The sequence below is a fragment of the Streptomyces yangpuensis genome (assembly GCF_001005295.1).
In the GTDB taxonomy this organism is placed as follows: domain Bacteria; phylum Actinomycetota; class Actinomycetes; order Streptomycetales; family Streptomycetaceae; genus Streptomyces; species Streptomyces yangpuensis.
The window spans coordinates 132,174-146,305 of the sequence record NZ_LBMK01000008.1 but is presented as its reverse complement, the minus strand read 5'-3'; the positions used below and the strand labels follow the sequence as shown (position 1 = coordinate 146,305).

General features: G+C 72.5%; 12 protein-coding genes. 7 read left to right on the top strand and 5 right to left on the bottom strand.

What is annotated here, in order from left to right:
• The first annotated feature begins 214 nt into the window (after positions 1-214).
• The gene (gene katG / locus AAT21_RS29835; protein WP_046780074.1) at positions 215-2,446 is read left to right on the top strand and encodes a catalase/peroxidase HPI; all 2,232 of its coding nucleotides are present in this window, start codon (positions 215-217) and stop codon (positions 2,444-2,446) included.
• A 64-nt stretch (positions 2,447-2,510) separates the two neighbouring features.
• Here katG and AAT21_RS29830 read toward each other — a convergent pair whose 3' ends face one another.
• Positions 2,511-3,851: a phytase gene (locus tag AAT21_RS29830; protein ID WP_052758049.1), complete on the bottom strand. Its 1,341-nt coding sequence runs from the start codon at positions 3,849-3,851 to the stop codon at positions 2,511-2,513.
• A 305-nt stretch (positions 3,852-4,156) separates the two neighbouring features.
• On the opposite strand from AAT21_RS29830, the gene AAT21_RS29825 reads away from it, so the two are divergent.
• From AAT21_RS29825 to AAT21_RS29815, 3 genes are all read left to right on the top strand, one after another.
• On the top strand, positions 4,157-5,542 hold the full coding sequence (locus tag AAT21_RS29825) for an MFS transporter (protein WP_235439273.1): 1,386 nt from the start codon (positions 4,157-4,159) through the stop codon (positions 5,540-5,542).
• A gap of 68 nt (positions 5,543-5,610) precedes the next feature.
• Positions 5,611-6,294, top strand: coding sequence for a response regulator transcription factor (locus tag AAT21_RS29820; protein WP_079026044.1), 684 nt, complete (start codon positions 5,611-5,613; stop codon positions 6,292-6,294).
• On the top strand, positions 6,291-7,670 hold the full coding sequence (locus tag AAT21_RS29815; RefSeq protein WP_046780073.1) for a sensor histidine kinase: 1,380 nt from the start codon (positions 6,291-6,293) through the stop codon (positions 7,668-7,670). The genes AAT21_RS29820 and AAT21_RS29815 overlap by 4 nt, the downstream gene beginning before the upstream one ends.
• Positions 7,671-7,711: 41 nt before the next feature.
• Here AAT21_RS29815 and AAT21_RS29810 read toward each other — a convergent pair whose 3' ends face one another.
• Complete coding sequence (locus AAT21_RS29810) at positions 7,712-8,665, bottom strand: TAXI family TRAP transporter solute-binding subunit (protein ID WP_046780072.1); 954 nt, start codon at positions 8,663-8,665, stop codon at positions 7,712-7,714.
• 274 nt (positions 8,666-8,939) lie between these two features.
• On the opposite strand from AAT21_RS29810, the gene AAT21_RS29805 reads away from it, so the two are divergent.
• Entirely contained in the window at positions 8,940-9,647 is a 708-nt protein-coding gene (locus AAT21_RS29805; protein ID WP_079026043.1) for a cyclodityrosine synthase, read from the top strand.
• Entirely contained in the window at positions 9,637-10,821 is a 1,185-nt protein-coding gene (locus AAT21_RS29800) for a cytochrome P450 (protein ID WP_046780071.1), read from the top strand. Before AAT21_RS29805 ends, AAT21_RS29800 begins: the two co-directional genes overlap by 11 nt.
• 163 nt (positions 10,822-10,984) lie before the next feature.
• Here the strand turns inward: AAT21_RS29800 and AAT21_RS29795 are convergent, their stop codons facing one another.
• Entirely contained in the window at positions 10,985-11,857 is an 873-nt protein-coding gene (locus tag AAT21_RS29795; RefSeq protein ID WP_046780070.1) for an alpha/beta fold hydrolase, read from the bottom strand.
• A gap of 79 nt (positions 11,858-11,936) precedes the next feature.
• Here AAT21_RS29795 and AAT21_RS29790 point away from each other — a divergent pair, with 79 nt between their 5' ends.
• The gene (locus AAT21_RS29790) at positions 11,937-12,524 is read left to right on the top strand and encodes a sigma-70 family RNA polymerase sigma factor (protein ID WP_235439272.1); all 588 of its coding nucleotides are present in this window, start codon (positions 11,937-11,939) and stop codon (positions 12,522-12,524) included.
• Between the two features lie 385 nt (positions 12,525-12,909).
• Here the strand turns inward: AAT21_RS29790 and AAT21_RS29785 are convergent, their stop codons facing one another.
• Positions 12,910-13,308, bottom strand: a complete 399-nt coding sequence (locus tag AAT21_RS29785) for a Cif family virulence factor (RefSeq protein WP_046780226.1) — start codon at positions 13,306-13,308, stop codon at positions 12,910-12,912.
• Positions 13,309-13,351: 43 nt separating this feature from the next.
• On the bottom strand, positions 13,352-14,116 hold the full coding sequence (locus AAT21_RS29780; RefSeq protein ID WP_046780068.1) for a class I SAM-dependent methyltransferase: 765 nt from the start codon (positions 14,114-14,116) through the stop codon (positions 13,352-13,354).
• Between the last annotated feature and the right edge of the window lie 16 nt (positions 14,117-14,132).

Genomic DNA, 14,132 nt, shown 5'->3' with positions numbered 1-14,132 from the left:
ATCTTGACTTGGATTGAGTCCATCGTAGGATCGGATCCGTTGATAACCAAGAGGCAGGAAGACTCCCGAGCTGCGGGAGTAAGGGACGGACGGGGCCCGGCCTCGGCGTCGGGTCGGCCGCCGAGGCCGGGCCCCGTGCGCGGGGACCGTGTCCCGCCTGTTCCACCGCATTCGGTCCTGAGCACCGCGATCCCCCTGGTACGGAAGGATTCCCATGTCCGAGAACCACGATGCAATCGTCACGGACGACAAGGCGCAGGGCGGGGGCGGCTGTCCCGTCGCGCACGAGCGCGCCGCGCACCCCACGCAGGGCGGCGGAAACCGCCAGTGGTGGCCCGAACGGCTGAACCTGAAGATCCTCGCCAAGAACCCCGCGGTGGCGAACCCGCTGGGCGAGGATTTCGACTACGCCGCGGCGTTCAAGGCCCTCGACCTGCCCGCGGTCAAGCGGGACATCGCGGAGGTCCTGACGACCTCGCAGGACTGGTGGCCCGCGGACTTCGGCCACTACGGCCCCTTCATGGTCCGCATGGCGTGGCACAGCGCCGGCACGTACCGGATCAGCGACGGACGCGGTGGCGCGGGCGCCGGCCAGCAGCGTTTCGCGCCCCTCAACAGCTGGCCGGACAACGGCAACCTCGACAAGGCCCGCCGTCTGCTGTGGCCGGTCAAGAAGAAGTACGGCCAGAGCCTGTCGTGGGCCGACCTCATGATCCTCACCGGCAACGTCGCCCTGGAGCAGATGGGCTTCGAGACCTTCGGCTTCGGCGGCGGCCGCGCCGACGTCTGGGAGCCGGACGAGGACGTGTACTGGGGCCCCGAGACCACCTGGCTCGACGACCGGCGCTACACCGGTGACCGCGAGCTGGAGAGCCCGCTCGGCGCCGTCCAGATGGGCCTGATCTACGTCAACCCGGAGGGCCCCAACGGCAACCCGGACCCCCTCGCGGCGGCCCGCGACATCCGTGAGACGTTCCGCCGGATGGCGATGAACGACGAGGAGACGGTGGCTCTGATCGCGGGCGGCCACACCTTCGGCAAGACCCACGGCGCCGGCCCGGCCGACAGCGTCGGCGCCGACCCCGAGGCCGCCCCGATCGAGGCGCAGGGCCTGGGCTGGGCCAGCTCGTACGGCACCGGCAAGGGCGGGGACGCGATCACCAGCGGTCTGGAGGGCATCTGGACCAACACCCCGATCACGTGGGACAACAGCTTCTTCGAGATCCTCTTCGGCTACGAGTGGGAGCAGTTCAAGAGCCCGGCCGGCGCCCACCAGTGGCGGCCCAAGGACGGCGCGGGCGCGGGCACCGTGCCCGACGCGCACGACCCGTCGAAGACGCACGCCCCGACCATGCTGACGACCGACCTGTCGCTGCGCTTCGACCCGGCCTACGAGCAGATCTCGCGCCGCTTCCTGGAGGACCCGGCCGCGTTCGCGGACGCCTTCGCCCGCGCGTGGTTCAAGCTGACCCACCGCGACATGGGCCCCGTCGTGCGCTACCTCGGTCCCGAGGTACCGTCCGAGGAACTGCTGTGGCAGGACCCGCTGCCCGCGCTGGACCACGAGCTGGTCGACGCCGCGGACGTCGCCTCCCTGAAGGCGCAGGTCCTCGCATCGGACCTGACGGTGTCGCAGCTGGTGTCCACCGCGTGGGCGTCGGCGTCCTCCTTCCGCGGCAGTGACAAGCGCGGTGGTGCCAACGGCGCCCGCATCCGTCTGCAGCCGCAGGCCGGCTGGGAGGTCAACGAGCCCGACCGGCTCGCCGGGGTGCTGCGCGTCCTGACGGGGATCCAGGAGGCGTTCAACGCCGCCCAGGACGGCGGCAAGCGGATCTCGATCGCCGACCTGATCGTGCTGGCGGGCGCCGCCGCGGTGGAACAGGCCGCCAGGGACGCCGGGTTCGACCTGCGGGTGCCCTTCACGCCGGGCCGGGTGGACGCCACGCAGGAGCAGACGGACGTGGAGTCCTTCGCCGCGCTGGAGCCGGCCGCCGACGGCTTCCGCAACTACCTCGGCAAGGGCAACCGGCTCCCGGCCGAGTATCTGCTGCTGGACCGGGCGAACCTGCTGAACCTGAGCGCGCCCGAGCTGACCGTCCTCGTCGGCGGCCTGCGGGTGCTGGGTGCCAATCACCAGCAGTCGCGGCACGGCGTGTTCACCACGACCCCCGGTTCGCTGACGAACGACTTCTTCGTCAACCTCCTGGACCTGGGGACCGAGTGGAAGGCGACGGCGCAGGACGCGAACACCTTCGAGGGCCGTGACAGCGCCACCGGCGAGGTCAAGTGGACCGGTACCCGTGCCGACCTGGTCTTCGGCTCCAACTCGGAGCTGCGGGCACTCGCGGAGGTCTACGCGAGCGACGACGCGAAGGAGAAGTTCGCCAAGGACTTCATCGCGGCGTGGGACAAGGTGATGAACCTGGACCGGTTCGACCTCGTCTGATCCGGGCATCCGGACATCCGGCCCGGCCGGCACCGCATGGTGCCGGCCGGGGGTGGTTTCCGGGTCACAGGCGTGCCGCGCGCTTCAGCCTTCCCAGGTCTACGAACTTGAAGTCCGTGTCGGTGCGGGTCTCCCCGTCCGGTCCGGTGGTCGCGGGGGTGTTGTGGCCGTCCTGGACGACGAGCAGCCCCTCGGGGAACCTCCTGCCCAGCGGCGCGCTGGTGACGGCGGCGCCGTCGCACTCCTGGGAGCCGTCGGGCGCTCCGGGCCCGGTGCCCGCCGCGACGCGGAAGCTGCGGACGTACGCGTTGCCGTTCTCGCGGTCGAAGACGGCGAAGGTGTCGTCGCCCTGGCTGGAGGCGAGGAGGTAGCCGCTGTGCCGGGGGTGCTTCGGGTCGCGCCAGATGGTGAGGCCCTCGACGTCGGCGGACACGTGCCGGCCGCCGAAGCCCGGGTCGGCGCCCGCGTCGCACTCCTCGGTCTGCGGGTTCCAGGTGCCGGGCACCCCGAAGGAGCGGACCTTCTCGATCAGGCGGGCCGGGGAGCGCAGGTCGGCGTCCAGCTTCCAGATGCCGACGTCCTCCTGGCCGGCGTAGAGGTCGCCGGTGTCGGGGTCGACGACCATGCCCTCGACCTGGGGCAGTTCGCCCGGCTCGCCGCACGGTGACCACGGCGTTCCGTCGGGCAGGGTGAAGGTGGCGGGCAGCGCGGTGGTGCGGACCGTGCGGTAGCCGACCTTCCCCCCTGCGGTGGGCCGGAGTTCGGCCAGGGCCAGCTCGGTGCCGTGGCGCCTGCTGGTGACGGCGAAGGAGCGGCCGCTGCGGCGGTCGGTGTACGCGGCCAGGCCATAGGCGGTCCGCTGGTCGTCGACCTCGTCCTGGTCCGCGGAGAACACCAGCGGGGCGGCCGTCTCGTCCGTGACGTCGACCAGGGGTGCGGTGGGCCGCCCGGGGTCGATCCGGTAGACGCGCAGCCGGTCGCGGCCGCGGTCGGAGACGACCGCCACGTCGTGGCGTCCGTCGGCGAAGCGCAGGCCGGTGACGAGGTCGACGTTGTTGAACCGTCCGGGCTTGTGCCCGGCGCCGGGCGGCGGCGGGGCCGGCAGGGACTGGACCTGGCGCCCGTCCAGGTCGTAGACGCGCAGTCCGCCCTCCTTGGCGGTGGCGATGACCAGGCTGCGGTCGGGGTCCTGCGCGTTGCGCCAGATCGCGGGGTCGTCGGCGTTGGCGTTGCCGCCGGCCTCGTCGTCGAAGAGGGAGGGCGTCTCAACGGAAGCGGGGACCTGCGGCAGGGGCGGCGGTGTGCCGCGGTCCGCGCGGGCGTGCGCCGGTACGGCGATCACGCCCAGGGCCACGACGGCGGCCACGCCGACCGCCGTTGTCCGCCTGCTCGGGAACGCGCTCATCTTGCCTCCTGGTCACGGGGGTCGGGTGCGGCCGGCCGCGGAGTCGGGTCCCACGGGTGCTCCGCGGCCGGGCCGCCCCCACCGTGGGCCACCAGCGGGTGACCACCATGGAGCGGACATGACGTGAGCATGACCGCGTCGTGAAATCCCGCGTCCGTCCCGCGTCCGTCCCGCTTCCTTAGCGGAACGTTAGATCTGCGCGGCGGAGCTTGTCCGGCTCCGGCGGCGGCCCCATGCTCTGGACACTCCCCCGCCTCAGGGGCCGTTCTCCCCACTCCCATCAGGGACTTCCCGCTGGAGCCGCCATGTCCTCGTCCGCCGTCCCAGTCGTCCCCACGCCCGGGGAGGAGCGCCGCAAGCGCCGGCTCGCCCTGGTCGGCGGCTCCCTCGGCAACCTCGTCGAGTGGTACGACTGGTTCGTCTACGCCAGCTTCGCGATCTACTTCGCCGACTCCTTCTTCCCCGGGGACAACCCGACCACGCAGCTGATGAACACCGCGGGAATCTTCGCGGTCGGCTTCCTGATGCGCCCCGTCGGCGGGTGGATCCTCGGCCGCGCCGCGGACCGGCACGGGCGCAAGAGCGCGCTCACGCTCACCGTCACCATGATGTCGGTGGCCGCACTGCTCATCGCCGTCGCCCCGACCTACGGCCAGGCCGGATACTTCGGCGCCCTGGTGCTGCTGCTGGCCCGTCTGCTCCAGGGGATGAGCATCGGCGGCGAGTACGCCGCCAGCGCCACGTACCTGACCGAGGCGTCCGCCCGCAACCGGCGCGGCCTCGGCTCGTCCTTCCAGTACGTGTCGATGACCTGCGGCCAGCTGCTGGGCCTGGGCATCCTGATCACGATGCAGCACACGCTCACCGCGGCGCAGTTGGAGAGCTGGGGCTGGCGGATCCCCTTCGTGCTCGGGGCTTTGTTCGCCGTGGTCGTCTTCTGGCTGCGGCGCCGGCTCCAGGAGACCGACGCCTTCCAGGAGGAGGCGTCCGGCGAGGACGCCCACGACGACAGCACGCGGGGCACGCTCACGGCCCTGTGGCACTACCGTCGGCAAGCCGGCCTGGTCATGGCTCTGACCCTCGGCGGCACCGTGGCCTACTACACCTACACCACCTACCTGACCAAGTACCTCGTCGGCAGCGCGGGCATGGAGAAGACCACCGCCACCCTGGTGAGCTTCACCGCACTGACCCTCTTCGCCGTACTCCAGCCCTTCGCCGGCATGCTGTCCGACCGGATCGGCCGCCGTCCCCTGCTGATCACCTTCGCGGTGGGCTGCACGATCGGCACGTACCCGATCATGACCGCGCTGGGGTCGGCGTCCTCGTACTGGTCCGCGCTCGGCCTGTCCCTGCTCGCCCTGGTGATCATCACCGGCTACACGTCCATCAACGCGGCGGTCAAGGCCGAACTGTTCCCCACCAGGGTGCGCGCCCTGGGCGTGGCACTGCCGTACGCCATCGCCAACGCTCTGTTCGGCGGCACGGCGGAGTACGTGGCGCTCTGGTTCAAGAACAGTGGTCACGAGACCATGTTCTTCTGGTACGTCTCCGGGTGCGCGCTGATCTCCCTGGTGACGTACGTGCTGATGCCGGACACCCGAGACGCGGCCCTCAGCCGGGCGGAAGCGGACGCGGACGCCGCGGCGGGAGCCGGTGCGACCGGAAAGCCCGTCGAGGCGGTGCGCTGAGCGGCGGCGGTAGCCTGGGCCCGCGGCCCGCGCGGGCCGCGGATCCCGGGACGGCGAGGGGGGCTCCCGTGCACGCGCTGCTGGTCGAGGACGACGACCGGATGGCCCAGGCGCTCGGCACCGCCCTCGCCCAGCGCGGACACACCGTCCGCCGCGTGGCGCGGGCCCAGGACGCGCTGCGCCACACGCGCGAGGCCGAGTTCGTCCTGCTGGACCTGGGGCTGCCCGACCTGGACGGGATAGAGCTGCTGCGGCGGCTGCGGACCGTCTGCGGTGTGCCGCTGATCGTGGTGACCGCGCGGTGCGAGGAGCGCGACATCGTGCAGGGTCTGCGGGCGGGCGCCGACGACTACGTCGTCAAGCCGTTCCGGATGGCCGAGCTGATGGCCCGTATCGACACCGTACGGCGCCGGACGGACGCGCACGCCGACCGCGCCGACCGCGCCGTCCCGGGCCCGGCGGTGGTGCGCCGCGGGGACGTGGAGGTGGACCCCGCGGGCCGTACGGTCACCGTCGCGGGGGTCGAAGTACGCCTCACACGAAGGGAGTTCGACGTCCTGGCGCTCCTGGCCATCCGGCCGGACGAGGTGCACTCGCGCGAGGAGATCCTGGACCGGATCTGGGGCGACGCCTTCCTCGCCGCCTCGCGCTCGCTGGACGTGCACGTTGCCGGGATCCGCGCCAAGACCGGCCGCTCCGGGCTCGTGCGCACCGTCCGCGGGTACGGCTACCAGCTCGGCGGGGAGCGGTGAGGCGACGGCTCCTCGCCGTGCTGACGGTCCTCATGGGGGTGGCGGCGCTGCTCCTGTGCCTGCCGCTGGCCGAGGGGTACGCGCGGGGCCGCACCGAGCACCTGCTCCTCCAGCGCCGTTCGGAGGCCGTGCGGTTCGCGGATCTCGCGGAGCGGATGCGTACGGATGCCGACCGGGCGGAGCTGGCGGCCGAGATCGGCCGGTACGCCGACCTGTACGGGGCGGGCGTGGTGGTGGTCGACACGGCGGGCGCGACGCTGGTGCGTGCCGGGAGCACACCCGGCGCGGGGGCGGTGGAGGCGCGCAGCCGCGCGCTGACCGGCCGGTCCACCGACCGGCTGCCGACCCTGCGGCCGTGGGGTCCGGACGGCGTCGTGCTCGCCGAGCCGGTGGGCCGGGACGAGCGGGTCAGCGGGGCGGTGCTGCTGGCGGTCCCCACCGCTGCCGCACGCCGGGACGTCACGGTCCGCTGGTCGCTCATCGCGGCCGGGGCGCTCGCTTCCTTCGCGGCGGCCGCGCTGGTCGCCGCCTGGATCGCCCGCTGGCTGATGCGTCCGGTCCTGGACCTCGACCGGGCCGTGGAGCGGCTGGCCGCCGGCAGCCTCCGGGCCCGGGCCGGCTCGGACACCGGCCCTCCCGAACTGCGCCGTCTGCACAGGCACTTCAACACCATGGCGGACGCCGTGGCCGAATCCATCGGCCGTCAGCGCGACTTCGTCGCCGACGCTTCCCACCAGCTGCGCAACCCGCTGGCCACGCTGGTGCTGCAGCTGGAGAACGTCGAGCCGCACGTCACCCCCGGGCCGGGCCTCGCCGAGCACGCCCGGGCCCTGGACGAGGCCGAGCGCCTGGCGGAACTGCTGGACGGTCTGCTGGCCCTGGCACGGGTGGAGTCCGGTGCCGCCGAGCCGGCCGGACAGGACGTGTCGCGGGCGGTACGGGACCGGGTGACGGCCTGGGCTCCGGTCTTCCGCGCGGCGGGGCTGGACCTCACGGCCGTCGGCGTCGCGGACGGCCTGTGGGCGCACGCCCTGCCCGACGCGGCGGGCCGGATCCTGGACGCGCTCCTGGACAACGCGGTCAAATTCGTGCCGAGCGGCGGCCGCGTCGAGGTGAGCGCCGCGCACCGGCCCGACGGGAGCACGGTCGTCCGGGTCGCGGACGACGGCCCGGGGGTCCCGGACGACCAACTGGGCACGCTGCTGCGGCGCTTCACCCGCGCCCCCGGACACCAGAACATCCCCGGCAGCGGCCTGGGCCTGGCCATCGCCGACGAGATCGCCCGCCTCAGCGGCGGCACCCTCGACCTCGCCCCGAACACCCCCCACGGCCTGACGGCCCACCTCCGCCTCCCCCCGCCCCCGGCCGCCCCGTAGATCCGCCGGACACCCCCTAGAAGGTTCACCGGGTCACAGCACTAGCCGTAGACCGAGCGGTAGTACGCGGCCGCGCCCGGGTGGAGGGGGACGCGGCCCGTCGAGATGGCGAAGCGCGGCTCCAGGCGGGCGCCCGCCGTCACCTCCCGCAGGAGGTCGCGCCACTGGTCGAAGACCACCCGCAGCAGGTCCCGTACGACGTGCTCCTCCACGTCCGGGCGGGCCAGGAGGTAGTTGCCGACGCCGATGGTGCCCACCGGCTCCGTGAGGCCGTACACCCCGGCCGGCAGGGTGACCGCCGTGTAGACGGGGGCGTAGCGCGCCCGCAGGGGGGCCACGTAGGCGTCCAGGGGCAGGAAGCGCAGGGGCCGCTCGGCCGCCGGCGTGGACAGGGCCGGGGTGGGCACGCCCCCGGACCAGAACAGCGCGTCGACCGAGCCCTCGCGCAGTGCCGCCACCGACGCGGCGAGGCCCAGCGGGCGCTCCTCGGCCGGTGCGGCCGGTCCGGCGGCTCGCAGCACCCGCTGTGCGACCACCCGTACCCCGGAACCGGTCGCACCGGCGGCGACCGGGCGGCCGGCGAGGTCCGTCACCGCGCGGACCGGCCCGTCGGCCGGGACGACCAGGTGCGTGTAGTTGACGTAGACGCGGGCGAGTGCCGTCACCGCGACGGGCCCGGGGAAGGACTCGCGCCCCAGCACGGCGTCCTCGGCGGCGTCCGCCATGGCCAGGGCCAGTTCTGCGGAGCCCTCGTCGAGGCTGCGCAGGTTGTTCACGCTCGCCGCCGTACTCACGGGGACGATCTCCAGCGGCAGGTCGCTCGCGCCGACGGCGAGCGCCAGGGCCTTGCCGAAGGCGTTGTACGGCCCGCCCTCGGGGCCCGTCGCGAGCCGCAGCCGGCGTACGGGGCCGGAGTTCCCCGAACACCCTGTGAGCGACGCCGCGACGGCGCCGATCCCGGCGCCCAGCACGGCGCGGCGCGACGGTCCGGTCAACTGCCGGCCTCCTGAGGTTTCGTCGGACGAACGGGGTGTGCGGGGTGGCCCATCATGATGCGGCACACGACGCGTGGCGCGTGACCGCCCGGGCTGCCGTGAGGACTTGTTGAAAGATTGAAAGATGCCCAGGTCAACTGGTCTGTCCGAAAGATGAGTTACTACCCAGGAGACATGGAAGGTCGCTCAGAGTTCGGGTACCTTCCATCACGTCGCCGCCACACCCGGGGCACAGGGCCCCACGGGACTTGCGGCGCAAAGGACCCGACCCCTGTTGACGACAGCAACCGAAGTCTTCACAGTCCGGCCATACACCCCGCACTGCCAGGTGATCAACGATGAGGGCGATCACGCCGTCATCGGCATCTCGCCGGGCAACAGCTACTTCTCGGCCCAGCGTGTTCTCGACCTCGCCCAGTGGGGCATGCGCAACTTCGCACAGGTCGACCTCATTTACACCGACATGCATGTCGCGGAGATGTACGAGGCCCTCGGATACGGCGAGGACGAAGCCCGCCGCAAGGCGGTGAAGAACCTGCGCGGAGTCCGCGCCAAGGTCAACAACGCCGCCGCCGAAGCCGACCCCACCGGCGTCCGCCTCCGGGCCCGTCCGATGTCGTCCCTCACCGACATCCCGGCGTACCGGACCCTCCACAACCATCTGAACAACCTGCTCGACATCGACCCGGAGTTCCGGGAGACCTGCAATTCCCTTGTCGACGCGTTCCTTTCCTCGAAGGTCCTGAACGGGAAGACGGCCACGGCCCGCCAGCGCGAGGTCTGCCTGGAGTACGTCTGCGCCGAGGCGCCGCTCTTCCTCGACACGCCCGCCATCCTGGGCGTGCCGTCCTCCCTCAACTGCTACCACCAGCTCCTGCCCATGGCGGAACTGCTCTACTCGCGTGGCTCGGGGCTTCGTGCCTCACGCAACCAGGGCCACGCCATCATCACCCCCGCCGAAGGAGACTCCGATGACCGCTGACACCCTCCTCGACTTCCCGTTCTCCGCTCGCGGTGACCGACTCCCTGCCGAGGTCGAGCAGTTGCGCGACGAGCCGGTCAAGCGCGTCCGCACCATAGCCGGTGACGAGGCGTGGCTCGTCTCGTCCCATTCGCTCTGCAAGCAGGTCCTCGAGGACCCCCGGTTCAGCCTGAAGGACACCTCGGCTCCCGGAGTGCCCCGGCAGTACGCGCTGACGATCCCGCCCGAGGTCGTCAACAACATGGGCAACATCACCGGCGCGGGCCTGCGCAAGGCCGTGCTCAAGGCGATCAACCCGAAGACCGGCGACCTCACAGGCTGGATGCGCGAGCAGGCGAACACCCTGGTCGACGAGATCCTGCGCAGCGGTGCGCCGGTCGACCTGCGCGCCTCGTTCACCAACCCGTACGCGGAGAACCTCCACTGCCGCATCCTCGGCATCCCGGAGGCCGACGCCCCGCGCCTGGCCGCCAGCCTGGACATCGCGTTCATGAACTCGGCCTGCCCCGTCACGGGCGCCAAGCTCAACTGGGACCGCGACATGGCGTACATGGTGGAGCGCCTCGACGACCCGGCCACCGTCGGGCTGATGGCGGAACTCGCCGCGCTGCGCGAGGACCCCGACTACGCGCACCTGACGGACGAGATGCTGGCGACCGTCGGCGTCACCCTGTTCGGCGCCGGGGTCATCTCCACCATGGGCTTCCTGACCATGGCGATCGTCTCGCTCCTGCAGAACCCCGACGTGTGGGAGCAGCTGCGCAAGGCCCCGGAGAAGATCCCGTCCGCCGTGGACGAGCTGCTGCGCGTCAACCTGTCGATCGCCGACGGCCTGCCGCGGCTCGCGCTGGAGGACGTCACCCTCGGCGACGTCGAGGTCAAGAAGGGCGAGCTGCTGCTGGTCCTGGTCGAGGCCGCCAACACCGACCCGGCGGTCTACGCCGATCCGCACACCTTCGACATCGACCGCGCGAACGCCGGTACGCATCTGTCCTTCGGTGGCGGACCGCACTACTGCCCGGCCACCGCGCTCGGCAGGCGGCACACGGAGATCGCCATCGAGGTGCTGCTGGAGAAGATGCCCGGGCTCCAGCTGGCCGTCCCGTTCGACCAGCTCGTCTGGCGCACCCGTTTCATGAAGCGCATCCCGGAGCGGCTGCCCGTCCTCTGGTAGCGGCGCCGGCGCGCGGCTGCGCGCCCGCACCGTGAGGACGGCCCCGGCCGGGGGGAATCCGGCCGGGGCAGTCACCGTACGCACGGGGGGCGTACGGGCGGGTGCCACTTGCGGGCAGCGGACGCAGCGGGCAGCGGGCAGCGGGCACCAGGGACGCGCGGCGTCAGGCCAGGAAGGCCGCGGCGGCGGCCACGAACCGGCCGGCGTCGTCGAGCCAGGGGTAGTGGCCCGCTCCCCGCTGCACGACGAGCGTGGCGTCGGGGAACAGCTCCGCGCATGCGGCGACCGACCGGGGCGGGCTGTTCAGGTCGAACTCCCCGGCGAGCAGGAGGACCGGGGCCCGCAGGGCCGCCGCCAGCCCTGCTCGGGTCGCCTCCGGATCGAAGGCGCCCTCGGCGCCGAAGCGGGCGACGGCCTCCGGGTTGCCGGGGCGGCCCGCCGCGTGGTGGCGCCGTGCCTCGTCGTCCCAACGACCGTAGAAGAAGGGGGCGATGGCGTCGCGGTCGCCACCGGTGCCCGCGATGAGCGACTCCAGCGCGGCGAAGGCCGCCGGGAACCACGGTTCGCCGGCCCGCAGCCGGGCGAGTTCCCGCCGGGTCTCCCCCGTGACCACCATGCCGACGGCGCGGGTGCTGGGGGTGATCAGGGCGAGCCTGCCGACGCGCTCCGGATACCGGGCCGCGTACTGCATGGCGGGGTTGGCTCCGGCGGAGTGGCCGAGCAGGTCGATCCGGTGGAGGCCGAGATGCTCGCGCAGCGCCTCGATGTCGTCGACGAGGCGGTCGCTGCGGTAGGACGAGGTGTCCCGCGGAACCGCGGAGCGGCCGGTGCCGCGCAGGTCCATGACGATCAGGCGGCGGTGTGCCGACAGGCCTCCGAGGTCGCCGAGGTAGGAGGAGTCCGCGGGGCCTCCCGGGACACAGACGAGCGGGTCGCCGCCGCCGTGGCTGCGGTAGGCCAGGTGGGTCCCGTCGGGCGCGGCGAACACGAACTCGGTCACGGACTCGGACTCGGACTCGGATGCGGGGGTGGTCATGACGCGCATCCTGGCAGTCATAACCAGGTTGTACAACCTGGTTATGACGAAACGGCCCCGCCGGGTGTATAACCGGGTTGTGGCAGATCGATACGGCTCACTGACCGAGGAAGAGGCAGCGCGGATGCTCGCCGGGATGAACGAGGTCATCCGGGCGGGCGAGGAGATGCGCAGGCTGCGCACCGAGATGATCAAGCTGTTCGCCGGCTTCGGCTGGACCCAGGACAAGATCGCCCGGATCACGGACATGAGCCAGCCCGCCGTCTCCAAACAGATGACACGGCTGACGGCCGGCGAACCGCTGCCGCGCCTCGGACTCGCCCTGGACCAGCACGACGTCCCGTGGCTCGAAGGGCGCCTGTGGGCACTGGCGGAGGAGGTCGCCGACTCCCTGGACACCGCACACTGCACACGCTTCGTCGGCGCCCTCGCCAGGGGGCGCAAGCACTTCACCCCCGAGACCACCGAGGAGCTGCGACGCCTCCTCGAAGAGGACCTCGGGCAGGGCGCCGCCGAGTTGCCCGCCCTCTTCCGGAGCACGTACGACGAGATCAGCCGCGGCCTCGACGTGGGCTCGACGCCGGCCCCGGCCGGATCGGCCCCGGCCTCCGTACGCCGGACCGTCGCCCGTCAGCTCCAGCGCGACCGCCTCAGGGGTGAGGCCTGAAGGAAGCGGCCGGGCGCTCACATCGTGCCCACCCGCCCTCACCCCGTCCCGCGTTCCGCGTTCCGCCGGCACCTCCCGGATCACGTGCCGGGCGTTTCTCGCCATCGCCGGATTCGTCGTGCGGTCGTAGGCCGCGGACCGGCTCGGCACGGTCGAACCGGGCCGGATCGCCGGCCCGACCCTCGTCGACGGCGATCCCGGGCGACCCTGCGCGGCGGTGTCCTGCACGAACGCCCTGCGGGGAACGCGCGGTCCGCGGTACCGACCTGCCGACGGCGGAACCGTGGCCTGGACCGGGCCCGGCCGACTGGCACCGGTCCTGGACCAGATACTCGGGGACGGCTGCTGCGGCGACCGGGAGGGCGGGTCCTGAAGGACCGGGCGCTCAGGGCCGGTCGTACCAGGAGAACGCGGCGATCCGCCAGCCGTCCGGGGTGCGGACGAACTGGATGGTCTTGGTGCCGCCGCCCTCGAACGGTTCGCCGTCCAGGAGGCCGGACTTGCGGTACTCGCCGAAGCGCGACGCGATGTCGCCCGCGATCTCCGTCCGTTCGGAGGTCTCCCACTCGGCGAACTCCGCCAGCCGTCCGCCGGCGAGCAGTTCCCGCCGGGGCTCGATGAACTCGTCCACGGTATAGACGGTGAACCGCGGGCCGGTCATGACGATCACTCCCCCGGGCACGACCAGGCGGCGGATCCGGTCCACGTCGGCGGCCTTGCCGCCGCGGTTGTCGAAGCAGCCGAAGAACTCGGCGGTCAGCGTGTCGATCTCGGCCTTGGACATGGACATGGACGCGACACTAATCCGCCGGATCCGCCGTCCGCAATCACGGGGCCGCCCGCGCCTTCGTGATCACCAGGGGCGGTCGGGCCCGCTCGGCCGACCACGGCCGGCTCGCGACGAGGTCCGGGTCGGCGACGGCGAGCGCCTCGTCCACCGACGGCCGGTGCCGGACGATGTCGCGGAAGCCGGCGCGCTCCAGCAGCGCCGGGTAGACGGTCACGGGCCACGCGTGGTTGCGCATCCGCTGCCAGGATCCGTCGGTGCGCCGGAGCCGCACGGTGACCTCGTCGCCCGGTGCGTACGCCTCGCCCGGCTCACCGATCTGCAGCGAGGCGTACTCCGTGCCGGCGCAGGCCGGATCGGTGGTCAGCAGCACGAACGGGGCACCCGGCCGCAGGAGCCGGCGGATCTCGGTGAACACGCCGAGCAGGGCGTCCTCGGTGGGCAGCGACGCCAGTACGTGGCTGCACATCACCGCGTCGGCGCAGCCGTCGGGCAGGTCCGTCACGCGCCCGTTCTCGACCAGGTGGTATTCGGCCACCGCGGTCGCCGAGGCACGGGCCAGCTCCAGCATCTCCGGGGAGGTGTCGGCGCCCAGGACCCTGGCCCCGAGGACGCGGGCCGCGTGGTCGGCCACCTTGCCCGGCCCGCATCCGTAGTCCACCAGGACCTTTCCGGCACCGATGCGGTCGGCGGCCAGCGCCCGCAGGACGAACGGGTAGCCCAGGAGCCAGTCCGTGGCCGCCTCCACGGCCGCGAACGCCTGCGCTCCCTCGTGTCCGGACCAGGCGGTGTCCTCTTCGCTCACAGCCCCACTATCGGGC